Raw genomic sequence first — 26,839 nt, 5'->3', positions numbered from 1 at the left:
TTCGCTTAAAGTCCGCTTGGCTACTGGAACATAACGACGCATGACAACACAGGCCCCACCTTCAAATTTGCTTCCCCTTAACCCGGAGCAACTGGCGCGCCTTCAGGCTGCCACCTCTGATTTTTCTCCCACTCAGCTTGCCTGGGTCTCCGGTTATTTCTGGGGAATGCTCAACCAGCAGCCTGGCGCAGTGGCTGGCGCACCGGCAACGGCCGTGGAAATTCCTGCCATTACGCTGATTAGCGCCTCGCAGACGGGCAACGCCCGCCGCGTGGCCGAAGCGCTGCGTGATGATCTGCTGGCCGCCAAACTGAACGTAAACCTGGTCAACGCCGGGGATTATAAATTCAAACAAATCGCGTCAGAAAAACTGCTGGTGATGGTCGCCTCGACCCAGGGGGAAGGTGAACCCGCTGAAGAAGCGGTGGCGCTGCACAAGTTCCTGTTCTCGAAAAAAGCGCCGAAGCTGAACGGCACGGCGTTTGCCGTCTTTGGCCTGGGCGATACCTCCTATGAATTCTTCTGCCAGTCCGGTAAAGACTTCGACAGCAAGCTGGCGGAGCTGGGCGCGGAGCGCCTGCTGGACCGCGTGGACGCGGATGTGGAATACCAGACTGCCGCCGCTGAATGGCGTGCGCGCATCGTTGAGGTATTGAAAGCCCGCGTCCCGAAAGAGACGCCAGCACAGGCCGCGGTGACCGCTGCGGGCACCGTCAATGAGATCCACACCAGCCCGTATACCAAAGAGTCGCCGCTGACGGCGAGCCTGTCGGTGAACCAGAAAATTACGGGCCGCGACTCGGAAAAAGACGTGCGCCATATTGAAATCGATCTTGGCGACTCCGGCCTGCGCTATCAGCCTGGCGATGCGCTGGGCGTCTGGTATCAGAACGATCCGGCGCTGGTGAAAGAGCTCGTCGAACTGCTGTGGCTGAAGGGTGACGAGCCCGTCACCGTTGACGGCAAAACCCAGCCACTTTCAGAGGCGCTGCAGTGGCATTTCGAGCTGACGGTGAACACTCCGAATATCGTCGAGAATTATGCCACCCTAACGCGCAGCGAATCCCTGCTGCCGCTGGTGGGCGACAAAGCGAAGCTGCAGCATTACGCCGCGACGACGCCGATTGTCGATATGGTGCGTTTCTCTCCGGCACAGCTGGATGCCGATGCGCTGATCGGTCTGCTGCGTCCGCTGACCCCACGCCTGTACTCTATCGCCTCTTCCCAGGCGGAAGTGGAAAGCGAAGTTCACGTTACCGTCGGCGTGGTGCGCTACGACATCGAAGGCCGCGCCCGCGCGGGTGGGGCATCAAGCTTTCTGGCGGACCGCGTGGAAGAAGAGGGCGAGGTGCGCGTCTTTATCGAGCACAACGACAACTTCCGCCTGCCGGCGAACCCGGAAACTCCGGTGATCATGATTGGCCCGGGCACCGGCATCGCGCCGTTCCGCGCCTTTATGCAGCAGCGTGCCGCGGACGACGCGCCGGGTAAAAACTGGTTGTTCTTCGGCAACCCGCACTTTACCGAAGATTTCCTCTACCAGGTTGAGTGGCAGCGCTACGTCAAAGAGGGCGTACTGACCCGCATCGATCTGGCCTGGTCCCGCGATCAGAAAGAAAAAGTATACGTACAAGACAAACTGCGCGAACAGGGCGCAGAGCTGTGGCGCTGGATCAATGACGGTGCCCACATTTATGTCTGCGGCGACGCCAATCGCATGGCGAAAGACGTTGAGCAGGCACTGCTGGAAGTGATTGCCGAATTCGGCGGTATGGATGCCGAAGCGGCGGATGAATTTTTAAGTGAGCTGCGCGTTGAGCGCCGTTATCAGCGAGATGTCTACTAATGAGCGAAAAACATCCAGGGCCACTGGTGGTCGAAGGTAAACTGACAGACGCCGAGCGCATGAAGCTGGAAAGCAACTATCTGCGCGGCACCATTGCTGAAGATCTGAATGACGGCCTGACCGGCGGTTTCAAAGGCGACAACTTCCTGCTGATCCGTTTCCACGGCATGTATCAGCAGGACGACCGCGATATCCGCGCCGAGCGCGCAGAACAGAAGCTGGAGCCGCGCCACGCGATGCTGCTGCGCTGCCGCCTGCCGGGTGGAGTGATCACCACCAAACAGTGGCAGGCGATCGACAAATTTGCGGGTGAAAACACGATTTATGGCAGCATCCGCCTGACCAACCGTCAGACCTTCCAGTTCCACGGGATTCTGAAGAAGAACGTCAAGCCGGTGCACCAGATGCTGCACTCCGTGGGACTGGACGCGCTGGCGACCGCCAACGACATGAACCGTAACGTGCTCTGCACCTCGAACCCGTACGAGTCCGAGCTGCACGCCGAAGCATATGAGTGGGCGAAGAAAATTTCCGAGCACCTGCTGCCGCGTACCCGCGCCTATGCGGAGATCTGGCTCGATCAGGAGAAAGTCGCCACCACCGACGAAGAACCGATCCTCGGTCAGACCTACCTGCCGCGTAAGTTCAAAACCACGGTGGTGATCCCGCCGCAGAACGACATCGATCTGCACGCCAACGACATGAACTTCGTGGCGATTGCCGAAAACGGCAAGCTGATTGGCTTTAACCTGCTGGTGGGCGGCGGCCTGTCTATTGAGCACGGTAACAAGAAAACCTACGCCCGCACCGCGAGCGAGTTCGGCTTCCTGCCGCTGGAGCACACGCTGGCCGTGGCGGAAGCAGTAGTGACCACCCAGCGCGACTGGGGTAACCGTACCGACCGTAAAAACGCGAAAACCAAGTACACTCTGGAGCGCGTGGGCGTTGAAACGTTCAAAGAGGAAGTGGAGCGTCGTGCGGGGATCAAATTTGAGCCGATCCGCCCTTACGAATTCACCGGTCGCGGCGATCGCATCGGCTGGGTGAAAGGCATCGACAATAACTGGCACCTGACGCTGTTCATTGAAAATGGCCGTATTCTGGATTATCCGGGCCGCCCGCTGAAAACCGGTCTGCTGGAAATCGCGAAGATCCACAAAGGCGAGTTCCGTATCACCGCTAACCAGAACCTGATCGTCGCCAGCGTGCCGGAAAGCGAAAAGGCGAAAATTGAGGAGCTGGCGCGCGAGCACGGGTTGATGAACGCGGTGAAGCCACAGCGTGAAAACTCGATGGCCTGCGTGTCGTTCCCGACCTGTCCATTGGCGATGGCCGAAGCCGAGCGTTTCCTGCCGTCATTTACTGACAAAGTGGAAGCGATTCTGGAAAAACACGGTATTCCGGACGAGCATATTGTTATGCGCGTGACGGGCTGCCCGAACGGCTGCGGTCGTGCGATGCTGGCCGAGCTGGGGCTGGTGGGGAAAGCGCCGGGTCGTTATAACCTGCACCTGGGCGGTAACCGTATCGGCACGCGTATTCCACGCATGTTCCGCGAGAACATCACCGAGCCGGAAATTCTTGATTCCATCGACGAGCTTGTCGGGCGCTGGGCGAAAGAGCGCGAAGCGGGTGAAGGCTTCGGCGACTTTACGGTGCGTGCGGGCATCATTCGCCCGGTGCTCGATCCCGCCAGGGATTTCTGGGAGTAACCACGAGAGGTAATTATGTCCGTACTCGATCTAAACGCCCTTAATGACCTGCCAAAAGTCGAACGCATTCTGGCCCTGGCAGAAACTAACGCTCACCTTGAAAAGCTGGACGCCGAAGGGCGCGTGGCGTGGGCGCTGGAAAACCTGCCGGGAGAGTATGTGCTCTCATCAAGCTTTGGTATTCAGGCGGCGGTCAGTTTGCATCTGGTGAATCAGATCCGTCCGGACATACCGGTGATCCTCACCGATACCGGCTACCTGTTCCCGGAAACCTACCAGTTTATCGACGAGCTGACGGACAAGCTCAGGCTGAACCTCAAAGTCTACCGCGCAACGGAAAGCGCGGCCTGGCAGGAGGCGCGCTACGGCAAGCTGTGGGAGCAGGGCGTTGAGGGCATTGAGAAATACAATGAAATCAACAAAGTTGAGCCGATGAACCGGGCGCTGAAAGAGCTGAACGCCCAGACGTGGTTTGCCGGCCTGCGCCGCGAGCAGTCCGGGAGCCGCGCAACCTTACCGGTACTGGCGGTACAGCGCGGCGTATTCAAAGTGCTGCCGATTATCGACTGGGATAACCGCACGGTGTATCAGTATCTGCAAAAACACGGGCTCAAGTACCATCCGCTGTGGGATCAGGGCTACCTGTCGGTGGGCGACACCCACACCACGCGCAAATGGGAGCCGGGAATGGCGGAAGAAGAGACGCGATTCTTTGGGCTGAAGCGCGAGTGCGGGCTGCACGAAGGGTAATGTTTTTCGCCCGGTGGCGCAGCGCTTACCGGGCTTAACGACATCAGGCTTTGCCCGCTTTCGCCAGCTCCTTCACCAGCGGCAGCATCACTTTCACCACGTCCCGGCTGCGGTGCTCAATCCGCTGCGGCAGCGTTTTATCAATGTGCTGCTGATTATCCAGCCGCACGTCATGCCAGCTGGTCCCGTCCGGGAACGCTTTCGATTTAGCGCGCTGCTGATAGCCATCCTTTTTGCCCAGCGCCCAGTTCGTCGCCTCGACGTACAACACCGGAATGCCTGCCTTATCAAACACTTCCCCGTCGTTACAACAGCCAGTGCCTTTTGGATAATCCGGGTTACCGCCTGGGTTTGTTGCGGCATAGACGCCATGCGTACGGGCAAGCGCCAGCGCACGGTCGCGGGTGAGTTTACGCACGCTGCGCGGCGTGCTCTGTCCACTATTAAAATAGAGCTTATCGCCCACGATCAGGTTATCGAGGTTAATCACCAGCAGCGTATTTTTCTTCTCCTCAGCGCTCATCCGTTTAAGGAGATTCTCAGCGCCGAGTTTTCCTTCTTCTTCGCCGCTGGTCGCCACAAAGCGAATACCGTATTTCGTCGGAATATTTTTAAGGCGTTCAGCCAGTTCAAGCATCACGCCCAGACCTGCTGCGTTATCGTCCATGCCCTGCAGCGTCAGTCCCCCGAGGTTATTATCAATATCGGCGTCGCTCATTGGCGCATAGGTATCCAGGTGCGCCAAGATAATAATCTGCTCAGCCGCTTTCCCCTCATGCGCCGCAATCACCGTGCTGCCGGTCACGTTATGCCAGTTTTGCGTTTTATTGCGTGAGGTATAGATGTAGCGGCTGTGAAACGAGCGTATGTCACTCTGGTAGCCCATCTGTGCAAATTGCTGGCGAATATAGTCGGCGGAGAGCATCTCCGCGGGTGAACCGGTCATGCGGCCAGGGAAAACCGTCGCAATATGTCGCGCCTGCATAGTGGCGATTTCACCATAAGGTTGATTTTTTGCCTGAGCCGGAAGGATAAAGCAAACGCCGAGCGCCAGGGCAGCAATACGGTGGCGCGTTGCGGAAAACATAGTGAGTCCTTAAAAACAGAGCAAAATAATAACGTGCATAGTATGAAACTGTGATCGTCCATACACAATTTGAATTGCTCTTAAATGCCCGAAATTTCGCGTGTTAAGCATTTTTTGGTATTTGCTTTTTCACGGCGTTATTCCATTGAGTAACTACTCATTCCAATTCGTAATTTCATTCGATCTAAGCCGCCCCCTATAGTCCCTCTATTCCTCGTTGTTAGTGAGTTGTTGCCTGTGGACTATCTGCCCCTTTTTGCCGCCTTAAAAGACCGACCGGTACTGGTTGTCGGCACGGGAGAAATTGCCGATCGCAAAATCGCGTTTTTGCAGCGCGCAGGGGCACAGGTGCGGGTTGTTGAAGAGGTGGATTTCGACGAGTCACAGATCGACAGCGTGGTGCTGGTGATTGCGGCGACTGAAAATCGGGAACTTAACCGGCGGGTCTCCGACGCGGCCCAGGCTCGTTACCGTCTGGTGAACGTGGTGGACGACCAGCCTTTATGCTCGTTTATCTTCCCGTCGATCGTTGACCGCTCGCCGCTGCTGGTGGCGATCTCCTCCGGCGGCACCGCGCCGGTGCTGGCGCGCGTGCTGCGGGAAAAGATCGAAGCGCTGCTGCCGACCAGCCTCGGGCGCATGGCGGAGAAAGCCAGCTACTGGCGCAACCATTTAAAAAACCGCCTGACCAGCGTGACGGAACGCCGTCGCTTCTGGGAGCGCGTATTTCGCGGCCGCTTTGCCAGCCTGATGCAGGCGGGCAATGAGACGGCGGCGCAGAAAATTCTCGAAGACGAACTGGATAACCCCGGCAGTACGGGCGGGGAAATTATTCTGGTGGGAGCCGGGCCGGGCGATGCCGGTTTGCTGACGCTGCGCGGCCTGCAGGTTCTGCAGGATGCGGACGTAGTGTTCTACGACCACCTGGTCACCGATGGCGTGCGCGAGCTGATCCGTCGCGATGCGGAGCAAATCTGCGTCGGCAAACGGGCGGGGGAACACTCCGTGCCGCAGCACGATACCAACCAGATGCTGATTGACGCCGCGAAAGCGGGCAAAACCGTGGTGCGCCTGAAAGGGGGCGACCCGTTCATTTTCGGTCGCGGCGGTGAAGAACTGCAGGCGGCAGCCGAAGCTGGCGTGCCGTTCCAGGTGGTGCCCGGCATCACGGCGGCGTCAGCCGTGACGGCCTACGCCGGCATTCCGCTAACCCATCGCGATTACGCCCAGAGCGTCACCTTTGTGACCGGGCACTACAAGGCCGACAGCACGCCGTTCGACTGGTCGCACCTCGCCCAGAGCCGACAAACGCTGGCGATATACATGGGCACGATGAAGGCGGCGGACATCAGCGAACAGCTTATTCAGCACGGTCGCGAGGCGACGACGCCCGTTGCCGTCATTTCTCGCGGTACGCGCGTCGATCAGCATGTCGCTATCGGCACATTACAAGACCTTGCAACCCTGGCGAAAGACGCCCCGATGCCTGCCCTGATCGTGGTGGGAGAGGTGGTGCAGCTGCACAGCACCCTCGCCTGGTTCCAACACACAACCGATACAGAAGGCTTTGGTTCTTCTGTTGTAAATTTGGCTTAAGGAACGGTTATGGACCAAAAACGACTTACTCACCTGCGGCAGCTCGAAGCGGAAAGTATCCATATTATCCGCGAAGTGGCCGCCGAGTTCTCTAACCCGGTGATGATGTACTCCATCGGTAAAGATTCCAGCGTCATGCTGCACCTGGCGCGTAAAGCGTTTTATCCGGGCACGCTGCCGTTCCCGCTGCTGCACGTGGATACCGGCTGGAAATTCCGCGAAATGTACGAATTCCGCGATCGTACCGCCAAAGCCTACGGCTGCGAGCTGCTGGTGCACAAAAATCCGGAAGGGGTGGCGATGGGCATTAACCCGTTCGTCCACGGCAGCGCCAAGCATACCGACATCATGAAAACCGAAGGGCTGAAGCAGGCGCTGAACAAGTACGGTTTTGACGCGGCCTTCGGCGGCGCGCGGCGTGACGAAGAAAAATCCCGCGCCAAAGAGCGTATCTACTCCTTCCGCGACCGCTTCCATCGCTGGGATCCGAAAAACCAGCGCCCGGAGCTGTGGCACAACTACAACGGCCAGATCAACAAGGGCGAAAGCATTCGCGTCTTCCCGCTCTCTAACTGGACCGAGCTGGATATCTGGCAGTACATCTATCTGGAAAACATCGAGATTGTTCCGCTGTACCTGGCCGCCGAGCGCCCGGTGCTGGAGCGGGACGGCATGCTGATGATGATTGACGACGATCGTATCGACCTGCAGCCGGGTGAAGTGATCAAAAAACAGATGGTCCGTTTCCGTACCCTCGGCTGCTGGCCGCTGACCGGCGCGGTGGAATCGAACGCGCAGACGCTGCCGGAGATCATCGAAGAGATGCTGGTGTCCACCACCAGCGAGCGACAGGGGCGCGTGATTGACCGCGACCAGGCAGGCTCCATGGAGCTGAAGAAACGTCAGGGTTATTTCTAAGGAGCCGCCATGAACACCACTATTGCTCAACAAATTGCCAACGAAGGCGGCGTGGAAGCGTATCTGCACGCCCAACAACATAAAAGCCTGCTGCGCTTTCTGACCTGCGGCAGCGTGGATGACGGGAAAAGTACCCTGATTGGCCGCCTGCTGCACGACACGCGCCAGATTTATGAAGATCAGCTCTCTTCCCTGCATAACGACAGCAAGCGTCACGGCACCCAGGGCGAAAAACTTGACCTGGCGCTGCTGGTGGACGGCCTGCAGGCGGAGCGCGAGCAGGGCATCACTATTGACGTGGCCTATCGCTATTTCTCCACCGAGAAGCGCAAGTTTATTATCGCCGATACCCCGGGGCATGAGCAGTACACCCGCAATATGGCGACCGGCGCATCCACCTGCGATCTGGCGATCCTGCTGATGGACGCCCGTAAAGGCGTGCTGGATCAAACCCGTCGCCACAGCTTTATCTCCACTTTGCTGGGGATCAAGCACCTGGTGGTGGCGGTCAACAAGATGGATCTGGTGAACTTCAGCGAAGAAAAATTCGAGGAGATCCGCCAGAGCTACCTGACCTTTGCCGAACAGCTGCCGGGCAACCTGGATATTCGCTTTGTGCCGCTCTCGGCGCTGGAAGGGGATAACGTCGCCTCCCAGAGCGCGAACATGCCGTGGTACAGCGGCCCGACGCTGCTGGAAGTGCTCGAAACCGTTGAAATTCAGCGCGTGGTCGACACTCAGCCAATGCGCTTCCCGGTGCAGTACGTGAACCGTCCAAACCTCGATTTCCGCGGCTTCTCCGGCACTATTGCTTCCGGTTCCGTGAAGGTGGGGCAGCGCGTTAAGGTACTGCCATCCGGCGTGGAGTCAGCAATTGCGCGTATCGTGACCTTCGACGGCGATCTGCCTGAGGCCGGTGCGGGGGAAGCGGTCACACTGGTGCTGAAAGACGAAATTGATATCAGTCGCGGTGACCTGCTGGTCGACGCGCAGGAGACGCTGGCGGCGGTGCAGGGCGCTTCCGTGGACGTGGTGTGGATGGCCGAACAGCCGCTGACCGCAGGCCAGAGCTACGACATCAAAATTGCCGGGAAGAAAACCCGTGCCCGCGTGGACGGCATTCAGTTCCAGGTGGACATCAACAACCTGACCCACCGTGATGTGAGCGAGCTGCCGCTGAATGGTATTGGCCTGGTGGATCTGACCTTCGACGAGCCGCTGGTGCTGGATCCGTATCAGCAGAACCCGGTGACGGGCGGGCTGATCTTTATTGACCGCCTGACCAACGTTACCGTCGGCGCGGGCATGGTGCGCGAGCCTAACGCGCAGGCGAGCGTGACCTCTGAGTTCAGCGCGTTTGAGCTGGAGCTGAACGCGCTGGTGCGTAAGCACTTCCCGCACTGGGGCGCCCGCGATCTGCTGGGAGGCAAGTAATGGCCGCCCATGATGAGAACGTCGTCTGGCATCCTCATCCGGTCACCGTCGCCCAGCGCGAACAGCTTCACGGCCACCGTGGGGTGGTGCTGTGGTTTACCGGGCTGTCTGGCTCCGGTAAATCCACGGTGGCGGGCGCGCTGGAAGAGGCGCTGCATCAGCAGGGAGTAAGTACCTACCTGCTGGATGGCGACAACGTGCGTCACGGCCTGTGTAGCGATTTGGGGTTCAGCGACGACGACCGCAAAGAGAACATTCGCCGGGTAGGTGAAGTCGCCAGCCTGATGGCTGACGCCGGGCTGGTGGTGCTGACGGCGTTTATCTCACCGCACCGCGCCGAGCGCCAGATGGTGCGCGAGCGCGTGGGTCAGGATCGCTTTATCGAAGTGTTTGTCGATACGCCGCTGGAGATCTGCGAAGCGCGCGATCCGAAAGGGCTGTACAAAAAAGCGCGTGCCGGCGAGCTGCGAAACTTCACCGGAATTGACTCGGTTTACGAAGCGCCTGAATCGCCTGAGATTCACCTGGAAGGTCAACAATTGGTAACAAATTTAGTAAGCCAATTATTAGACCTGCTCAGACGGGACGATATTATCAGATCCTGAGGCGGTATCGTTCGGGAGCTGTCTTCCCGAACGATGAGTCACGGTCACAGGATTAGCTATGCGCAACAGTGAAAACTACATTATCACCACCGGGTCGGAACCGTTAACCACCGACAATGAGACGACCTGGTCCTTCCCTGGGGCGATAGTCGGCTTTGCGTCGTGGTTACTGGCGCTGGGTATCCCGTTTTTGATCTACGGTGGTAACACCCTTTTCTTCTTTCTCTACACCTGGCCCTTCTTTCTGGCGCTGATGCCCGTTGCGGTCGTTGTCGGGGTTGCGCTGCACTCCCTTTTCAACGGCAAGCTCCTGTACAGTACGGTTATCACGATTGCCACCGTTGTCGTCATCTTTGGCCTGCTGTTTTTATGGCTGATGGGCTAACTTGCGACATAATTAAAACCCCGCAGTAGAGTCGAACGGAAAGTTATGGGATGATGATGCCGTTTTTTCAGGGGGCAGGATGGGTAAACTAACGCTGCTGTTGCTGGCTTTGCTGGTCTGGCTGCAATATTCGTTGTGGTTCGGTAAGAACGGGCTGCACGACTACAGCCGGGTGAGCGATGACGTCGCGGCTCAGCAGGCAACAAATGCCAAACTTAAGGCGCGTAACGATCAACTCTTTGCTGAAATTGATGACCTCAATGGCGGCCAGGAGGCGATTGAGGAGCGCGCACGCAATGAACTCAGTATGACTAAGCCGGGCGAAACCTTTTATCGTCTGGTTCCGGATGCGTCTAAACGCAATCAGGGCTCAGCACAAAACAATCGATAATCAGGCCCAGGATTACGACATGGCAGCAACTTTTTCGGACGTATGTGCCGTGGTGCCGGCCGCAGGTTTTGGCCGGCGCATGCAGACAGAATGTCCCAAGCAGTACCTCTCAATTGGCGATAAAACGATCCTTGAGCACGCCGTGGCGGCGCTGCTGGCGCACCCGCGGGTGACGCACGTGGTCATCGCCATCAGTCCCGGCGATGCCCGCTTTGCGCAGCTGCCGCTGGCAAACCACCCACAGATTACCGTCGTTGATGGCGGCGCCGAGCGCGCCGATTCCGTGCTGGCGGGCATTCAGGCTGCCGGAAGCGCCCAGTGGGTGCTGGTCCATGACGCGGCACGTCCGTGCCTGCATCAGGACGACCTGGCACGCCTGCTGGCGCTGAGCGAAACCAGTAAAGTGGGCGGCATTCTGGCCGCGCCGGTGCGCGATACCATGAAGCGTGCCGAGCCGGGCAAGCGTGCCATCGCCCACACCGTTGAGCGCGTCGACTTATGGCACGCGCTGACGCCGCAATTTTTCCCCCGCGAACTGCTCCACGACTGCTTAACGCGTGCCCTTAATGAAGGCGCGACCATCACGGACGAAGCCTCCGCGCTGGAGTATTGCGGTTTTCACCCCACGCTTGTTGAAGGGCGCGCTGATAATATAAAAGTGACGCGCCCGGAAGATTTACAGCTCGCGGAATTTTATCTTACCCGTTCGACCCATCAGGAGAAGGCATAATGCGAATTGGACACGGTTTTGATGTACACGCCTTTGGCGGAGAAGGCCCAATTATCATTGGCGGCGTACGTATTCCTTACGAAAAAGGGCTGCTGGCGCATTCTGATGGCGACGTGGCGCTGCATGCGCTGACCGACGCGCTGCTCGGCGCTGCCGCGCTGGGTGATATCGGCAAGCTGTTCCCGGACACCGACCCGGCCTTTAAAGGGGCGGACAGCCGCGAACTGCTGCGCGAAGCGTGGCGCCGTATTCAGGCGAAAGGTTACACACTCGGCAACGTCGACGTGACGATTATTGCCCAGGCCCCGAAAATGCTGCCGCACATTCCGCAGATGCGCGTATTTATCGCTGAAGATCTGGGCTGCCATATGGACGACGTCAACGTCAAAGCCACCACCACGGAGAAGCTGGGCTTTACCGGTCGTGGCGAAGGGATTGCCTGTGAAGCCGTGGCGCTGCTGGTGAAGGCGGCAAAATGACGGACTTCGATAACCTGACATACCTGCACGGCAAGCCGCAGGGGAACGGGGTGCTGAAAGCCAGCCCGGAAGATTTCCTCGTGGTTGAGGATCTGGGCTTTGAGCCCGATGGCGAAGGCGAACATATCCTGGTGCGTATTCTGAAAAACGGCTGCAACACCCGCTTTGTGGCCGACGCGCTGGCAAAATTCCTCAAAATTCACGCCCGGGAAGTGAGCTTTGCCGGGCAGAAAGATAAACACGCTGTCACCGAGCAGTGGCTCTGCGCCCGCGTGCCCGGCAATGCGATGCCTGATTTAAGCAAATTTGAGCTTGAAGGCTGTAAGGTGCTGGAGTACGCCCGCCACAAGCGCAAGCTGCGCCTGGGGGCGTTGAAAGGCAACGCATTTACGCTGGTGCTGCGCGAAGTGACTAACCGTGAAGACGTTGAAAAACGTCTCAACGCCATTAATGAACGCGGCGTTCCGAACTACTTTGGCGCGCAGCGCTTTGGCATTGGCGGCAGCAACCTGCAGGGCGCGCTGCGCTGGGCGCAAAGCGATGCGCCGGTGCGCGACAGGAATAAACGCAGTTTTTGGTTGTCGGCGGCCCGCAGCGCGTTGTTTAATCAGATTGTGAGCGAAAGGCTGAAAAAACCGGACGCGAATCAAGTTGTTGTTGGCGATGCGCTACAATTAGCGGGACGCGGAAGCTGGTTTGTGGCAACGGCCGAAGAAATGGCCGATGTGCAGTCGCGCGTGGATGCCAAAGCGCTGATGATTACCGCAGCTTTGCCGGGCTCAGGCGACTGGGGCACCCAGGGCGACGCGTTGAGCGCTGAGCAGTCCGCCGTGGCGGATGCGCCGGAATTACAATCCTTGCTGGTGCGGGAAAAAGTCGAAGCAGCGCGCCGCGCGATGCTGCTCTATCCGCAGCAGTTAAGCTGGAACTGGTGGGATGACGTGACCGTCGAGTTACGCTTCTGGCTGCCGGCAGGTAGCTTTGCCACCAGTGTTGTCAGGGAACTAATCAACACCTCAGGTGATTATGCGAATATTGCTGAGTAACGATGACGGGATCCACGCGCCGGGCATTCAGACCCTGGCGAAGCACCTCCGTGAATTTGCGGATGTGCAGGTCGTGGCCCCCGATCGTAACCGCAGTGGAGCGTCTAACTCACTGACGCTGGAGTCGTCGCTTCGCACCTTTACCTTTGAAAATGGCGATATTGCCGTGCAGATGGGCACGCCGACGGACTGCGTGTTTCTGGGCGTGAACGCGCTGATGCGCCCGCGTCCGGATATCGTCGTCTCCGGCATTAACGCCGGGCCGAACCTCGGCGATGACGTGATTTACTCCGGAACGGTAGCGGCGGCAATGGAAGGGCGCCATCTGGGGTTCCCGGCGCTGGCGGTCTCGTTAAACGGCCACACGCACTACGATACCGCCGCCGCGGTGACCTGCTCGATCCTGCGGGCGCTCGGCCGCGAGCCGCTGCGTACCGGGCGCATTCTGAACATCAACGTGCCGGATCTTCCTCTCAATGAAATTAAGGGCATTCGCGTTACGCGCTGCGGAAGCCGGCATCCGGCCGATCAGGTGATCCCGCAGCAGGATCCTCGCGGCAACACGCTTTACTGGATCGGGCCACCTGGCGATAAGTGCGATGCGGGTCCGGACACCGACTTTGCTGCCGTGGATGAAGGCTATGTCTCGGTCACTCCGCTGCACGTAGATTTAACCGCGTATAGCGCGCATGATGTGGTGTCGGGCTGGCTGGATCGCGCAGGAGTGAACGCGCAATGGTAAGCAAACGTGTACAAACTCTTCTGGAACAACTTCGCGCACAGGGGATCCGCGACGAGCACGTGCTTGAAGCGCTCGCTCAGGTCCCGCGTGAGAAATTTGTAGACGAGGCGTTTGAACACAAAGCGTGGGAAAACGTAGCGCTGCCCATCGGGCAAGGCCAGACGATTTCGCAGCCTTATATGGTGGCGCGGATGACGGAGCTGCTGGAGCTCACGCCCGACTCACGCGTGCTGGAGATTGGCACCGGGTCGGGGTATCAGACCGCCATCCTGGCGCATCTGGTACACCATGTCTGTTCCGTAGAGCGGATCAAAGGTTTGCAATGGCAGGCGCGTCGTCGCCTGAAACAACTTGATTTACATAATGTTTCGACACGACACGGTGATGGATGGCAGGGTTGGCAGGCTCGCGCCCCGTTTGACGCTATCATCGTGACGGCGGCTCCGCCTGAAATTCCCGCTGCGCTCTTGTCGCAGCTGGATGAGGGGGGCATTCTTGTTCTGCCCGTCGGGGACGAGCAGCAGCTATTAAAGCGCGTTCGTCGGCGCGGCGGCGAGTATATTATCGACACCGTGGAAGCCGTGCGCTTTGTGCCTCTGGTAAAGGGGGAGTTGGCCTGAGACTCGGATTTATCCAGGGTTATTAAGGCAAATTCAGCGTATGGTGTGGCGCGAAAGATTCGTGTCATCACGGTAAATTTTAAGTCACTGGTAGTTAACACATTCCTGGGGGATAAATGAGCGCGGGAAGCCCTAAATTCACCATCAGCCGTGTTGCGGCATTATCACTGGTTTCGCTCTGGCTGGCAGGCTGTACAAGTTCCAATAACGCGCCTGCGCCCGTCAGTTCCGTCGGGGGAAACAGCGGCTCCGGTAACACGTCCAGCGGAATGTTAATCACGCCTCCGCCTAAAATGGGTACTGCTGCGCCGCAGCAAACACCACAAATTCAGCCTGTGCAACATCCTGTTACACAGCCAACGCAGATTCAGCCAGTTGAACAGCCTGTTCAGACCCAAAATGGCCGCATAGTCTATAACCGTCAGTATGGGAACATTCCGAAAGGCAGCTATACCGGCGGCAGCACCTATACCGTGAAGCGCGGCGATACGCTGTTCTACATTGCCTGGATCACCGGGAACGATTTCCGTGACCTCGCGCAGCGCAATAACGTCCAGGCCCCGTATGCTCTGGAAGTTGGCCAAACGCTCCAGGTGGGCAACGCAACGGGTACGCCACTGACGCCTGGCAATACGGTTTCAGCGGCCGATGTGACGGCTCAAAATAACAGCGTTAAGCCTGCACAAAAATCCACCACGGTGGTTGCTTCACAACCTGTAATTACGTATTCTGAGGATTCAGGTGATCAGACTGCTAACAAAATGTTGCCGAATAATAAAGGGACTGCGACTGTTGTCACAGCACCGACCACGGCACCTGTGGTTAGCTCTACTGAACCGACTGCAAGCAGTCAGAATGCCAGTTCGTCCATCACCGCATGGCGCTGGCCAACCGACGGCAAGATTATCGAGAACTTCGCAACCTCTGAGGGTGGGAACAAAGGGATCGATATCGCAGGCAGTAAAGGACAGGCTATCATCGCGACCGCAGACGGACGCGTTGTGTATGCCGGTAACGCGCTGCGCGGTTACGGTAATCTGATTATCATCAAACATAACGATGATTACCTGAGTGCCTACGCCCATAACGACACAATGCTGGTCCGGGAACAACAAGAAGTTAAGGCGGGGCAAAAAATCGCTACCATGGGTAGCACCGGAACCAGTTCTACACGCTTGCATTTTGAAATTCGTTACAAGGGGAAATCCGTAAACCCGCTGCAGTACTTGCCGCAGCGATAAATTGACGGGGCATGCCAGCCAGGGTGTCTCGTTCAGGGATCACGGGTAGGAGCCACCTTATGAGTCAGAATACGCTGAAAGTTCATGATTTAAATGAAGACGCGGAATTTGATGAGAACGGAGCAGAGGCTTTTGACGAAAAAGCCTTAGTAGAAGAGGAACCCAGTGATAACGATTTGGCTGAAGAAGAGCTGTTATCGCAGGGCGCCACACAGCGTGTACTGGACGCGACTCAGCTTTACCTTGGGGAGATTGGTTACTCTCCACTGCTAACGGCCGAAGAAGAAGTCTATTTCGCACGTCGTGCTTTGCGTGGTGATGTTGCCTCGCGTCGTCGCATGATCGAAAGTAACCTGCGACTGGTCGTGAAAATTGCCCGCCGTTACGGCAATCGTGGTCTGGCTCTGCTGGATCTGATTGAAGAGGGCAACTTAGGTCTCATCCGCGCAGTTGAGAAGTTTGACCCGGAACGCGGGTTCCGTTTCTCAACCTACGCGACCTGGTGGATTCGTCAGACCATCGAACGGGCTATTATGAACCAGACCCGTACGATCCGACTGCCGATTCACATCGTCAAAGAGTTGAACGTCTATCTGCGTACCGCGCGCGAGTTGTCCCATAAACTGGACCACGAGCCAAGCGCAGAAGAAATTGCCGAACAACTCGACAAACCGGTTGATGACGTAAGCCGTATGCTGCGTCTCAACGAGCGCATTACCTCGGTTGACACCCCGCTGGGTGGCGATTCCGAAAAAGCGCTGCTGGACATCCTGGCCGATGAAAAAGACAACGGCCCGGAAGACACCACGCAGGACGATGACATGAAGCAGAGCATCGTCAAATGGCTGTTCGAACTGAACGCCAAACAGCGTGAAGTGCTGGCACGTCGTTTCGGTTTACTGGGGTATGAAGCTGCGACACTGGAAGACGTCGGCCGCGAAATTGGCCTGACCCGTGAACGTGTTCGTCAGATTCAGGTAGAAGGTCTGCGCCGCCTGCGTGAAATCCTGCAGGGGCAAGGTCTGAATATCGAAGCGCTGTTCCGCGAATAAGCATCCTTTCGTCAAAAAAGGCCCGTCGTGAGACGGGCCTTTTTCTTTTGTGCTACGGCTGGGCCGTTTCGTGCAGCAGACGCCATGTAATCCCGCCGCCTTCCTGATTAAGCACCGCGGTTGACCAGCGCACGTTGACGGGCAGGTCCGGCCGGGTTTGCGTCTCCCGGTAGTGCAGTAGCGCGCCACGATCCCAGCGCTCGATCGTGGATAATTCGTCAATGACGATCTTCAGTCCGGGGCGGCTTCCTCGCTGACTGTGCAGAAAGTCCACAAGGCCGTGATAGTCGATATGAACGCCACCCGGTGGGATCATCAGAAAATCTGGCCGGAAACGGGCGAGCAGGGCGTCGGAGTCGCCTTCGCCTTTGCCTAACCAGTTTTCAAGCGCAATGTGGAGGTCGATAATGTCGTGTTCAAAAGGCGTCATGAATTCTCCTGTCGCAGCTGTGCGAGCACCTGCGTATTGTTAAGTCGGAAAACGTACAGTACAGGCAATAGGGTCATGCCTGCGGCAAAAAGAAACATTCCGTGCCATGCGGCAAGCGGCGCCAGATAACTCTGCGCCAGACTCAGCACCTCTGCCAGCAGCAGGGCTCCGGCAAAAAAGCTCAACTGACGATTGAGATTCCACAGCGCGCTGGCATCCGGCATCTCTTCCCGGCGCGTTGTCAGAAAAGCGCTGCTCTGAGCGGTACTGCTGCACAGGCTTCCCCCCGCGCCCATCAGCGTAAACGCAACGACAGGAAGCAGCGTAGCCGAACTGACGTTAAGCAAAAGCAGAATGCCCGTCGCCTGCAGCAGGCAGCCGATAACAATCAGCGGCTGTGGGCCGATACGATTAAAATAGCGTCCCGTCGCCGTGATGGCGATAAACGATGCCACGGACCACGGCAGCATGAGCATACCCGTTGCGGCTGGGCTCATGTTCGCCTCGTGCTGAAGATAAAACATGCCCGTAACGTTCACCCCGATAAATACGCCAGGAACGCATACATAGACAAGCATGGCAAAACGCAAAAGCGGGTCCGCGAGCAACCGCAGGTTGAGCAGCCTGGCCGCTTTCATCGCGGGTATTTCATGTTTAAGCCACAGGCAGGCCAACAAAAAGGTCACGATGGCCACCGGAAGCGTCGCGAAAAATATCCACCGCCAGCTTAGCATCTGGACCAGCAGGCCCCCGATAGCGGGGGAGCAGGCGGGAGCAAGCAGCGCGACCAGCATGACCGCCGAGGAGAGTCTGGCTCGCTCGTGAGGCTGAAACAGTTGCCAGGTCAGCGCCTGTCCGACGGGGATCAGTAAGCCACCGCCCACGCCCTGCAGCACGCGCCAGGCGATCAGACTTTCCAGCGTTGCAGACAAGCCTGCCGCAGCAGAAGCCGCGCTGAACAGAAAAAGCGAGATCAGGATGACCCGCTTTGGTCCGAAGCGGCGCGTGAGCATGCTGCTAAACGGGATCGCCAGCGTCAGGCCGGCAATGTACCCGTTACTGACCCAGGCAAGCGCTGAAGGCGTGGCGTTAAGAGCTTGCGCCATCGCCGGAAAAGCGACGCTGGCAATAAACATGTTGATCAAATCAAGAAAAAAGCCCAGCAGATAGACAGCGGCGACTTTGCTGCGATACGTCATGGTGGATCCTCCCGTGAGGTGGCGTATCGTATCGACCCCGGAAGCACGGATAAACCTGACAAAGCGCGATATACTGTCAAAAAAATTTTGACGGTAAAAGGCGTAATGATGATTAACCTACAGCGGACGCAGATGTTTGTTGCGGTGGCCGATACCGGCAGCTTTACTGCCGCAGCCGATGCGCTGGGCCTGACAAAAGCCGTGGTCAGCTTCAATATTCGCCAGCTCGAAGCCGAGCTGGGGGTGACGCTGCTGCTGCGCTCCACCCGCCGCCTGACGTTAACCGAGGCGGGAGCGCTTTTTCATCAGCGCAGCGTGGCGCTTCTGAAGGACGCAGAACGGCTGCAGGATGATGTTCGCGCGAATCATGCAGGACTCACGGGGGAATTGCGGATCACCACCACGCCTGAGTATGGTTCGCGGGTCGTGGTACCGTTGCTGGCAAGGTTTAGCCTGCTGCACCCGGAGCTTCGCGTGCGTCATGTTTCGTCTTCACTCCATGCCGACCTGATCTCAGAGCGCTTTGACGTGGCTATTCGGTTGGGAACGCTTACCGACTCGCGCTACCACGCCGCATTGATTTCACATTTTTCCATCCTGCCCGTCGCGACGCCGGAATGGCGGATGAATCATCCGGTTGAATCGCTTGCGCAGCTGGCGCAAGCCGACTGGATTATTCACGAGCGCTTAGCGTCGCCGCTGCGCTGGCAGGTAAAAGATGCCAGCGGTGCGTCTGAAATGCTTGAGATAAAAAAAGCGCCGCGCCTGTTTGCCGACAGCGCGCAGGCGCTTATGGCTTTTGCGCTTGCGGGAAGTGGCGTGGCGTTACTGCCGGAATGGCTGGTGCGCGATACGCTTGATGCGGGAAAACTGGTCCCGGTTTTACCGGAATATACCTTCGCGCGGCAGGGCATCCACGCGGTTTATCCGGATGCCCGGCACGTGCCTGCGAAAGTGCGCACCTTTATTGATTTTATGCGCGCCAGCGTGAATTAATCGTGCATCATCTTTTTGATGAGCGCAGAGAACTGCTCCCGTTCGGCCTTATTAAGACGCCCTAAAAACGCCTCATCCACCTCGTTGCCGACCGGCTGGCAGTCTGCAAGCAGGGCTTCGCCTTCCGGCGTCAGGAAGACAAACCGGCGGCGCTTGTCTGCGGGATCGTGCTCGCGTTTGACCAGCCCGCGCGCCTCCATTCGGCTGAGCATCTCCGCCAGCGTCGCCTTCGTGCTGACCGCCACTTCGGTCAATGCCACCTGCTCAATGCCCGGGTGCTCGGCAATGGAGCGCATAACCGCATACTGCGGCTTGGTCAGTTCCGGCAGGGAATGTTGCCACTTAGCTGTATGCTGTTGAAAAAGCTGACGTAACAGGTGGAACGCCTCTTGTCTTAGTTCCATGAACACTCCGACAGAAAAAATCACCCCCTATGATAGCCGCTAAAGCCCGGGATGATAACGCGGGATTTTTTAGCAATTAATGTGATCGTGTGCGAACGATCTTGTCAGTAGAGCGATCCGGGAGTAGTTTATCTTTAAATGTTCGTGCACGAACAAATTGATTGAGGTGATGAATGAGATTGATCGTGGGAATGACAGGAGCAACGGGGGCTCCGCTGGGCGTGGCGCTGCTGCTGGCGCTGAGGGAAATGCCGGAGGTAGAGACCCATCTGGTCATGTCGAAGTGGGCAAAAACAACCATTGAGCTGGAAACGCCTTACAGCGTGCAGGACGTTGCTGCGCTGGCTGACGTTGTTCACAGCCCGGCTGACCAGGCCGCCACCATCTCCTCCGGCTCGTTTCGCACCGACGGCATGATCGTCATTCCCTGCAGCATGAAAACGCTGGCGGGGATCCGCGCGGGCTACGCCGAAGGGCTGGTGGGCCGTGCGGCAGATGTGGTGCTGAAAGAGGGCCGCAAGCTGGTGCTCGTTCCCCGCGAAACGCCGCTCAGCACCATTCATCTGGAGAACATGCTGGCGCTTTCCCGCATGGGCGTGGCGATGGTGCCGCCCATGCCTGCGTATTACAACCACCCGCAAACCGCCGATGACATCACCCAGCATATCGTCACCCGTGTGCTCGACCAGTTTGGTCTGGAGCACAAAAAGGCGCGCCGATGGAACGGGTTGCGGGAGGCGAAACATTTTTCACAGGAGAACAAAGATGGCATTTGATGATTTGAGAAGCTTCCTGCAGGCGCTCGATGAGCAAGGGCAACTGCTGAAAATTGAGGAAGAGGTGAATGCGGAGCCGGATCTGGCGGCGGCAGCCAACGCCACAGGCCGTATTGGCGACGGCGCGCCCGCGCTGTGGTTCGACAATATTCGTGGCTTTACCGATGCCCGCGTGGTGATGAACACCATCGGCTCGTGGCAAAACCACGCCATATCGATGGGGCTGCCAGCGTATACCCCGGTAAAAAATCAGATCGACGAGTTTATTCGCCGCTGGGATAAATTCCCCGTTACGCCGGAGCGCCGCGCTAACCCGGCCTGGGCGCAAAATACGGTCGACGGTGAAGACATTAACCTGTTCGATATCCTGCCGCTGTTTCGCCTGAACGACGGTGACGGCGGTTTTTATCTCGATAAAGCGTGCGTTGTCTCGCGCGATCCGCTCGACCCGGACCATTTCGGCAAGCAGAACGTCGGGATCTACCGCATGGAGGTCAAGGGCAAGCGCAAGCTCGGCCTGCAGCCGGTACCGATGCACGATATCGCCCTCCATCTGCACAAAGCGGAAGAGCGCGGACAAGATCTGCCGATCGCGATTACTCTCGGCAACGACCCGATCATCACCCTGATGGGCGCCACGCCGCTGAAATACGATCAGTCTGAGTATGAAATGGCCGGCGCGCTGCGCGAAAGCCCGTACCCGATTGCCACCGCGCCGCTGACCGGCTTCGACGTGCCGTGGGGGTCTGAAGTGATCCTGGAAGGGGTGATTGAAGGCCGCAAACGTGAAATCGAAGGGCCGTTCGGCGAGTTTACCGGACACTATTCCGGTGGCCGTAATATGACGGTGGTCCGTATCGACAAAGTTTCTTACCGCACCAAACCGATCTTCGAATCCCTTTACCTCGGCATGCCGTGGACCGAGATTGACTATCTGATGGGACCAGCCACCTGCGTGCCGCTTTACCAGCAGCTGAAGGCGGAATTCCCGGAAGTGCAGGCGGTGAACGCGATGTACACCCACGGTCTGCTGGCAATTATCTCCACCAAAAAACGCTACGGTGGTTTTGCCCGCGCGGTCGGTTTACGCGCCATGACCACGCCGCACGGTCTGGGCTACGTGAAGATGGTGATTATGGTGGATGAGGATGTCGATCCGTTCAACCTCCCGCAGGTGATGTGGGCGCTCTCATCGAAGGTCAATCCGGCAGGGGATCTGGTGCAGCTGCCGAACATGTCAGTGCTTGAACTTGACCCTGGCTCCAGCCCGGCGGGCATTACCGACAAACTGATTATTGATGCCACCACGCCTGTTGCACCGGACACCCGTGGCCACTACAGCCAGCCGGTACAGGATCTGCCTGAAACTAAAGCCTGGGCTGAAAAACTGACCGCGATGCTGGCAGCACGCCAATAAGGAGGAAAAGATGATTTGTCCACGTTGTGCCGATGAGCATATTGAAGTGATGGCGACGTCACCGGTGAAAGGGGTCTGGACCGTTTACCAGTGCCAGCATTGTCTTTATACCTGGCGCGATACCGAACCGCTGCGTCGTACCAGCCGCGAGCATTACCCGGAAGCGTTCCGCATGACGCAGAAGGATATTGATGAAGCACCGCAGGTGCCGACGATCCCGCCGCTGTTGTAAAAATAAGCCCGGTGGCGCTGCGCTTACCGGGCCTAAAGGTTTTGTAGGTCGGGTAAGGCGAAGCCGCCACCCGACAAAACAGACCGCAGAAAACTAAACCAGACTCTTCAAACGATAAATCCACTCCAGCGCCTGACGCGGCGTCAGTGAATCCGGGTCGAGGTTCTCCAGCGCTTCCACCGCAGGCGACGTTTCTTCAGCTGGTGCCAACAGCGACATCTGGGTGCCATCAATCTGCGTCGCCGCCGCATTCGGCGAGAGGCTTTCCAGCTCACGCAGCTTCTGGCGAGCGCGCTTGATCACCTCTTTTGGTACACCTGCCAGCGCCGCAACGGCCAGGCCATAGCTCTTGCTCGCCGCGCCATCCTGCACCGTGTGCATAAAGGCAATGGTATCGCCGTGCTCCAGCGCATCAAGATGAACGTTAGCCACGCCTTCCATTTTCTCCGGCAGCTGCGTCAGCTCGAAGTAGTGGGTGGCGAACAGCGTCATGGCCTTGATTTTATTCGCGAGGCTTTCAGCACAGGCCCAGGCCAGCGACAGGCCGTCATAGGTTGAGGTTCCGCGTCCCACTTCGTCCATCAGCACCAGGCTGTGCTCCGTCGCGTTATGCAGAATATTAGCCGTTTCGGTCATCTCGACCATGAAGGTTGAGCGACCGCTCGCCAGATCGTCCGCTGCCCCAACGCGGGTGAAGATACGATCGATGGGGCCAATCTCCACTTTTTGCGCCGGGACGTAGCTGCCGATATACGCGAGCAAAGCAATCAGCGCCGTCTGGCGCATGTAGGTACTCTTACCGCCCATGTTCGGGCCGGTAATGATCAGCATTCTTCTCTGCGGCGACAGGCTCAGCGGGTTGGCGATGAACGGTTCGTTCAGCACCTGCTCAACGACCGGGTGACGGCCTTCCGTAATGCGAATGCCGGGCTTGTCGGTAAAGGTCGGGCAGGTATAGTTCAGCGTTTCAGCCCGTTCTGCCAGGTTCACCAGCACGTCCAGCTCCGCCAGCGCGCTGGCGCTGAGCTGCAGGTCAGCCAGGTGTGGCATCAGCATGTCAAACAGCTCGTCATACAGCTGTTTTTCCAGCGCCAGGGCTTTACCTTTCGAGGTGAGTACTTTGTCCTCGTACTCTTTCAGCTCGGGAATGATGTAACGCTCGGCGTTTTTTAAGGTCTGACGACGTACGTAGTGAATCGGCGCCAGATGGCTTTGCCCGCGGCTGATCTGAATGTAGTAACCGTGTACCGCGTTATACCCCACTTTCAGCGTGTCGAGCCCAAGACGCTCGCGCTCGCGGATTTCCAGCTTATCCAGGTAGTCCGTCGCACCATCAGCCAGCGCGCGCCATTCATCCAGCTCCTCGTTGTAGCCTGGGGCAATCACGCCGCCGTCGCGCACCAGAACCGGAGGGGCATCAATAATGGCGCGCTCCAGCAGCTCGCGAAGCTCGGTGAATTCGCCCATCGTTTCACGGAGTTTCTGTACCGGCGCGCTGTCAACGTCGCTCAGCTGCGCACGCAGCTCCGGCAGCTGCTGGAAAGCATGTCGCATCCGCGCGAGGTCGCGTGGTCGCGCGGTGCGCAATGCCAGACGGGCAAGAATACGTTCCAGATCGCCCACCTGGCGCAGGACCGGCTGCAGCTCGGTATAGCGATCCTGCAGGGCGGCAATGGTCTGCTGACGGCAGACAAGCGTATCGGTATCGCGAATCGGCATATGCAGCCAGCGCTTCAGCATGCGGCTGCCCATTGGCGTCACCGTGCTGTCGAGCACCGACGCGAGCGTGTTTTCAACGCCACCTGCCAGGTTCTGGGTGATCTCCAGGTTACGGCGCGTGGCGGCATCCATGATGATGCTGTCCTGCTGGCGCTCCATGGTGATAGAACGGATATGCGGCAGGGCGGTGCGCTGGGTGTCTTTCACGTACTGCAGCAGGCAACCAGCGGCACACAGCCCGCGCGGAGCATTTTCCACGCCAAAGCCAATCAGATCGCGGGTACCGAACTGCAGGTTCAGCTGCTGGCGCGCGGTATCAATTTCAAATTCCCACAGCGGGCGACGGCGCAATCCGCGACGGCCTTCAATCAGCGCCATTTCGGCGAAGTCTTCGGCGTAGAGCAGCTCAGCCGGGTTGGTGCGCTGCAGTTCGGCAGCCATGGTTTCGCGGTCAGCCGGCTCACTCAGTCGAAAACGCCCGGAGCTGATGTCCAGCGTGGCGTAGCCAAACCCTTTGCCGTCCTGCCACAGCGCCGCCAGCAGGTTATCCTGGCGCTCCTGAAGCAGGGCTTCATCACTGATGGTGCCTGGCGTGACGATGCGCACAACTTTGCGCTCAACCGGGCCTTTCGAGGTTGCCGGATCGCCGATTTGTTCGCAGATGGCAACGGACTCACCCTGATTCACCAGCTTGGCCAAATAGTTTTCAACCGCGTGGTGCGGGATACCGGCCATCGGGATGGGCTCGCCTGCGGATGCGCCACGTTTGGTTAGCGAGATGTCGAGCAACTGCGAGGCACGTTTAGCATCGTCATAAAACAGCTCGTAAAAATCGCCCATGCGGTAAAACAGCAGGATTTCCGGATGCTGTGCCTTCAGCTTCAGGTACTGCTGCATCATCGGCGTATGTGCGTCGAAATTGTCGATTGTGCTCATGGAGTTATGATGTCCATTTCTTTGAAAATAAACCGTTTTGAGCGGCTCATTGGCCGTTTGTTCGTTCTATTGTCGCATGAAAAAAAGGTACGGCGCAGAAAAATGTGGCGGCTTTACGAGGCACCTTCAGACATTAACTCAATGACGATTTTTCCATGCTCAACGCCCACCCTGACCTGAGAGTTGGTGGTAAAGCCCGCCTTTTCAAGCCAGTCTCCTTTTAAGCTCAGCGCCGCATGCACGCTGTATCGCTTTGGTATCTTCGTTTTTCGATCCTCGTGACGTTTTCTGAAATATCCCACTTTTAAATGGCGGTAGGGTTTGCCGATCGCGATCTCTTTCATAGGGTCTCCAGACTATACGGACAACGGTCATTCCTGATGCCTGTATAAAATACCAGTGATTTTCAGGAGGTGCAGGGTTAATAGTGGAATCAGGCTTCAGAAAACGGAATGCAACACCTGAAATCCACAGTTTTAAAGTGTATTATTGATACATCTTATTATTTGGTAAGTCGCTATGACCGGTAAACGCATATCACGTGAAAAAGAGACCATCGCGAAAATGATCGCGTTGTACGCAAAGCAGTGTCCACAGGCTTCTCAGGAAGCGGGGCATTATCAGGCGCTCAACGCGTATGCTGATAAGCGCCTGGATAAGTGCGTTTTTGGTGAAGAAAAGCCCGCCTGTAAACAATGCCCGGTGCACTGCTACCAGCCTGCCAGACGTGAAGAGATGAAGCAGATTATGCGCTGGGCAGGCCCGCGTATGTTATGGCGTCACCCCATTCTGACCGTCCGCCATCTGATGGATGACCGTCGTCCGGTGCCGGAACTGCCGGAGAAGTATCGCCCGAAAAAGTGAACCGATCAGCTTCGTAGCGGGCGGCAAATCACGTTCAGGGCCAGCGCGCTGCAGAGTGGAAAGAGCGCCAGCAGAAGCCACGGGTAAATCGCCTGCGTTGAAGGCACCAGCGCGCGATCCAGCAGGCTGCCAAATAACAAGTTCCCAGCCAGTACCGCAATGCCTCCGGCGGTGGCAAGTGCGCCATAGTGCGCGCCCAGCGTGGATTCATCGGCGAAACGCGGAATGAGATCTTTTGCCGACGGCACCAGCAGCATCTGCCCCAGCGTCAGCAGCGTGACAAACGAGACCGAGGGCAGAAGCCGCAGCCAGCCCTCAGGCGGTTCTGTTGCTGCAAACATTGCCACGCTCGCAAAGGCGGCGGAAAGCAGCAAAAAGCCCACCGGAAGAATGTTCACCGCGCCCACGCGTCGGGCGAAACGCGCCAGCGGCAGCTGTAAGGTAATGATCAGAACGGAGGCCAGCATAAAAAGCGGGCCGAGATCTTTCTCGTTACCGCCGGAGCGCTGGATCTCTACCGGCAGCGCCAGATAGAGCTGGTTATAGCTTAACAGCCAGGAGCTGTAGGCAATGATAAAGGCGACAAAGCGCGGCTGGCGGAACGTCGTCCACCAGGGCACTATTTTTATCTTCTGTGAACGTTGCCCGGCAGCAGGCAGACAGAAGTAAAGCACCACTAGCGCAATGATAAAGACGCCTGCCCCCGCCAGCGCCACCTGGCGGAAGCCAAGCCCCGTTAGCAGAGCGCCAGCAACCGGGCCCAGTACCGCGCCGAGCTCCCCGCAGACGGCAAAGAGCGCAAACCACTCCGCCCGGCTTCGTTTCCCTTTCGCCTCGCTGTGGGTACCCGCTTTCGCCAGCAGAGCCTCAATTGATGGAGAAAATAGCGCGCCGCCGACGCCCGTCAGACACGCGCCCAGAATAATCGGCCACAGCGATCCCCCGAAGGCCAGCAGCAGATAGCCTGAAACACGAACTATACAGCCGCTGAGGATGATGACCTTCGCGCCAAACCGGTCCGAGAGCGCACCGCCAACGATAAACATCCCCTGCTGCGAGAACGTGCGCAGGCCCAGGATCAGCCCGATGAGCCCGCCGGAGAGCAGCATGTCGTCACGCAGAAATATCGCCAGGAAGGGAACGACGGCGTAAAACCCAATGTTAAAAACAAACTGGCTACCCAGTAAAACGGGCGGCCAGAGCGTGGTGGCGGGGCGAAGGGACATTGTCGA

Annotated in this window: 28 protein-coding genes; 21 read left to right on the top strand and 7 right to left on the bottom strand. The window is 57.9% G+C overall.

Annotated features, from left to right (window positions below; genetic code table 11):
- Positions 1-40 precede the first annotated feature (40 nt).
- The 3 genes from cysJ to cysH are packed head-to-tail and all read left to right on the top strand — an operon-like array spanning position 41 to position 4,308.
- Positions 41-1,846: an NADPH-dependent assimilatory sulfite reductase flavoprotein subunit gene (gene cysJ / locus ACMGGH_RS00815; protein WP_041908421.1), complete on the top strand. Its 1,806-nt coding sequence runs from the start codon at positions 41-43 to the stop codon at positions 1,844-1,846.
- On the top strand, positions 1,846-3,558 hold the full coding sequence (gene cysI, locus ACMGGH_RS00810; protein ID WP_045261277.1) for an assimilatory sulfite reductase (NADPH) hemoprotein subunit: 1,713 nt from the start codon (positions 1,846-1,848) through the stop codon (positions 3,556-3,558). The genes cysJ and cysI overlap by 1 nt, the downstream gene beginning before the upstream one ends.
- Positions 3,559-3,573: 15 nt before the next feature.
- On the top strand, positions 3,574-4,308 hold the full coding sequence (gene cysH, locus ACMGGH_RS00805; protein WP_008499616.1) for a phosphoadenosine phosphosulfate reductase: 735 nt from the start codon (positions 3,574-3,576) through the stop codon (positions 4,306-4,308).
- A gap of 43 nt (positions 4,309-4,351) precedes the next feature.
- Here cysH and ACMGGH_RS00800 read toward each other — a convergent pair whose 3' ends face one another.
- Positions 4,352-5,395 (bottom strand): aminopeptidase, encoded by a 1,044-nt coding sequence (locus ACMGGH_RS00800; protein ID WP_232948851.1) that lies wholly within the window; start codon positions 5,393-5,395, stop codon positions 4,352-4,354.
- Between the two features lie 246 nt (positions 5,396-5,641).
- Here ACMGGH_RS00800 and cysG point away from each other — a divergent pair, with 246 nt between their 5' ends.
- The 13 genes from cysG (at position 5,642) to rpoS (ending at position 16,634) form a co-directional block, all read left to right on the top strand.
- Positions 5,642-6,991, top strand: a complete 1,350-nt coding sequence (gene cysG / locus ACMGGH_RS00795) for a siroheme synthase CysG (RefSeq protein WP_232948886.1) — start codon at positions 5,642-5,644, stop codon at positions 6,989-6,991.
- Between the two features lie 9 nt (positions 6,992-7,000).
- Positions 7,001-7,909 (top strand): sulfate adenylyltransferase subunit CysD, encoded by a 909-nt coding sequence (gene cysD, locus ACMGGH_RS00790; protein ID WP_008499613.1) that lies wholly within the window; start codon positions 7,001-7,003, stop codon positions 7,907-7,909.
- A gap of 9 nt (positions 7,910-7,918) precedes the next feature.
- Positions 7,919-9,343, top strand: coding sequence for a sulfate adenylyltransferase subunit CysN (gene cysN, locus ACMGGH_RS00785; RefSeq protein ID WP_041908431.1), 1,425 nt, complete (start codon positions 7,919-7,921; stop codon positions 9,341-9,343).
- On the top strand, positions 9,343-9,948 hold the full coding sequence (cysC, locus tag ACMGGH_RS00780; RefSeq protein WP_028014242.1) for an adenylyl-sulfate kinase: 606 nt from the start codon (positions 9,343-9,345) through the stop codon (positions 9,946-9,948). The genes cysN and cysC overlap by 1 nt, the downstream gene beginning before the upstream one ends.
- Before the next feature lie 58 nt (positions 9,949-10,006).
- On the top strand, positions 10,007-10,333 hold the full coding sequence (locus tag ACMGGH_RS00775) for a DUF3561 family protein (RefSeq protein WP_028014241.1): 327 nt from the start codon (positions 10,007-10,009) through the stop codon (positions 10,331-10,333).
- Positions 10,334-10,412: 79 nt separating this feature from the next.
- Positions 10,413-10,724 carry a cell division protein FtsB gene (ftsB, locus tag ACMGGH_RS00770; protein ID WP_003862095.1) on the top strand — a complete coding sequence of 104 codons (312 nt, stop codon included), beginning with the start codon at positions 10,413-10,415 and terminating at the stop codon, positions 10,722-10,724.
- Positions 10,725-10,743: 19 nt separating this feature from the next.
- A complete protein-coding gene (gene ispD / locus ACMGGH_RS00765; RefSeq protein ID WP_028014240.1) occupies positions 10,744-11,454 on the top strand; it encodes a 2-C-methyl-D-erythritol 4-phosphate cytidylyltransferase in 711 nt (236 codons plus the stop codon).
- Complete coding sequence (gene ispF, locus ACMGGH_RS00760; RefSeq protein WP_006811766.1) at positions 11,454-11,933, top strand: 2-C-methyl-D-erythritol 2,4-cyclodiphosphate synthase; 480 nt, start codon at positions 11,454-11,456, stop codon at positions 11,931-11,933. The genes ispD and ispF overlap by 1 nt, the downstream gene beginning before the upstream one ends.
- Entirely contained in the window at positions 11,930-12,979 is a 1,050-nt protein-coding gene (truD, locus tag ACMGGH_RS00755; protein WP_045261236.1) for a tRNA pseudouridine(13) synthase TruD, read from the top strand. The genes ispF and truD overlap by 4 nt, the downstream gene beginning before the upstream one ends.
- The gene (surE, locus tag ACMGGH_RS00750) at positions 12,960-13,721 is read left to right on the top strand and encodes a 5'/3'-nucleotidase SurE (protein WP_028014238.1); all 762 of its coding nucleotides are present in this window, start codon (positions 12,960-12,962) and stop codon (positions 13,719-13,721) included. The genes truD and surE overlap by 20 nt, the downstream gene beginning before the upstream one ends.
- Positions 13,715-14,341, top strand: a complete 627-nt coding sequence (locus ACMGGH_RS00745; RefSeq protein WP_028014237.1) for a protein-L-isoaspartate(D-aspartate) O-methyltransferase — start codon at positions 13,715-13,717, stop codon at positions 14,339-14,341. Before surE ends, ACMGGH_RS00745 begins: the two co-directional genes overlap by 7 nt.
- Before the next feature lie 116 nt (positions 14,342-14,457).
- The gene (gene nlpD, locus ACMGGH_RS00740) at positions 14,458-15,582 is read left to right on the top strand and encodes a murein hydrolase activator NlpD (RefSeq protein ID WP_041908436.1); all 1,125 of its coding nucleotides are present in this window, start codon (positions 14,458-14,460) and stop codon (positions 15,580-15,582) included.
- A gap of 59 nt (positions 15,583-15,641) precedes the next feature.
- Positions 15,642-16,634, top strand: coding sequence for an RNA polymerase sigma factor RpoS (gene rpoS, locus ACMGGH_RS00735; RefSeq protein WP_013098493.1), 993 nt, complete (start codon positions 15,642-15,644; stop codon positions 16,632-16,634).
- A gap of 52 nt (positions 16,635-16,686) precedes the next feature.
- Here the strand turns inward: rpoS and ACMGGH_RS00730 are convergent, their stop codons facing one another.
- Both ACMGGH_RS00730 and ACMGGH_RS00725 read right to left on the bottom strand, forming a co-directional pair.
- Positions 16,687-17,064, bottom strand: a complete 378-nt coding sequence (locus ACMGGH_RS00730; protein WP_041908440.1) for a DUF4440 domain-containing protein — start codon at positions 17,062-17,064, stop codon at positions 16,687-16,689.
- Positions 17,061-18,263, bottom strand: coding sequence for an MFS transporter (locus ACMGGH_RS00725; protein ID WP_193050570.1), 1,203 nt, complete (start codon positions 18,261-18,263; stop codon positions 17,061-17,063). Before ACMGGH_RS00725 ends, ACMGGH_RS00730 begins: the two co-directional genes overlap by 4 nt.
- A 108-nt stretch (positions 18,264-18,371) precedes the next feature.
- On the opposite strand from ACMGGH_RS00725, the gene ACMGGH_RS00720 reads away from it, so the two are divergent.
- Entirely contained in the window at positions 18,372-19,259 is an 888-nt protein-coding gene (locus tag ACMGGH_RS00720) for a LysR family transcriptional regulator (RefSeq protein ID WP_193050618.1), read from the top strand.
- On the opposite strand, the gene ACMGGH_RS00715 is transcribed toward ACMGGH_RS00720, so the two are convergent.
- Positions 19,256-19,663 carry a MarR family winged helix-turn-helix transcriptional regulator gene (locus ACMGGH_RS00715; RefSeq protein WP_028014232.1) on the bottom strand — a complete coding sequence of 136 codons (408 nt, stop codon included), beginning with the start codon at positions 19,661-19,663 and terminating at the stop codon, positions 19,256-19,258. The genes ACMGGH_RS00720 and ACMGGH_RS00715 overlap by 4 nt on opposite strands.
- 173 nt (positions 19,664-19,836) lie before the next feature.
- On the opposite strand from ACMGGH_RS00715, the gene ACMGGH_RS00710 reads away from it, so the two are divergent.
- From ACMGGH_RS00710 to ACMGGH_RS00700, 3 genes are read left to right on the top strand one after another with little or no spacing between them, the layout of a single operon-like run.
- Positions 19,837-20,439, top strand: coding sequence for a non-oxidative hydroxyarylic acid decarboxylases subunit B (locus ACMGGH_RS00710; RefSeq protein WP_028014231.1), 603 nt, complete (start codon positions 19,837-19,839; stop codon positions 20,437-20,439).
- Positions 20,429-21,856 (top strand): non-oxidative hydroxyarylic acid decarboxylases subunit C, encoded by a 1,428-nt coding sequence (locus ACMGGH_RS00705; protein ID WP_193066132.1) that lies wholly within the window; start codon positions 20,429-20,431, stop codon positions 21,854-21,856. Before ACMGGH_RS00710 ends, ACMGGH_RS00705 begins: the two co-directional genes overlap by 11 nt.
- 10 nt (positions 21,857-21,866) lie before the next feature.
- Complete coding sequence (locus tag ACMGGH_RS00700; RefSeq protein ID WP_003862116.1) at positions 21,867-22,088, top strand: non-oxidative hydroxyarylic acid decarboxylases subunit D; 222 nt, start codon at positions 21,867-21,869, stop codon at positions 22,086-22,088.
- Positions 22,089-22,181: 93 nt separating this feature from the next.
- On the opposite strand, the gene mutS is transcribed toward ACMGGH_RS00700, so the two are convergent.
- Together mutS and ACMGGH_RS00690 are read right to left on the bottom strand one after the other, a co-directional pair.
- Complete coding sequence (mutS, locus tag ACMGGH_RS00695) at positions 22,182-24,743, bottom strand: DNA mismatch repair protein MutS (RefSeq protein WP_045261242.1); 2,562 nt, start codon at positions 24,741-24,743, stop codon at positions 22,182-22,184.
- Between the two features lie 113 nt (positions 24,744-24,856).
- On the bottom strand, positions 24,857-25,087 hold the full coding sequence (locus ACMGGH_RS00690; RefSeq protein ID WP_041908449.1) for a SymE family type I addiction module toxin: 231 nt from the start codon (positions 25,085-25,087) through the stop codon (positions 24,857-24,859).
- 175 nt (positions 25,088-25,262) lie between these two features.
- On the opposite strand from ACMGGH_RS00690, the gene ACMGGH_RS00685 reads away from it, so the two are divergent.
- Positions 25,263-25,607: a nitrous oxide-stimulated promoter family protein gene (locus ACMGGH_RS00685; RefSeq protein ID WP_047364429.1), complete on the top strand. Its 345-nt coding sequence runs from the start codon at positions 25,263-25,265 to the stop codon at positions 25,605-25,607.
- 5 nt (positions 25,608-25,612) lie between these two features.
- Here the strand turns inward: ACMGGH_RS00685 and ACMGGH_RS00680 are convergent, their stop codons facing one another.
- A complete protein-coding gene (locus ACMGGH_RS00680) occupies positions 25,613-26,833 on the bottom strand; it encodes an MDR family MFS transporter (RefSeq protein ID WP_232948852.1) in 1,221 nt (406 codons plus the stop codon).
- Positions 26,834-26,839: the final 6 nt, after the last annotated feature.

The organism is Enterobacter sp. BNK-16, from assembly GCF_048684955.1.
Classification (GTDB): Bacteria; Pseudomonadota; Gammaproteobacteria; order Enterobacterales; family Enterobacteriaceae; genus Enterobacter; species Enterobacter bugandensis.
This window is presented reverse-complemented; position numbering and strand designations above follow the sequence as displayed.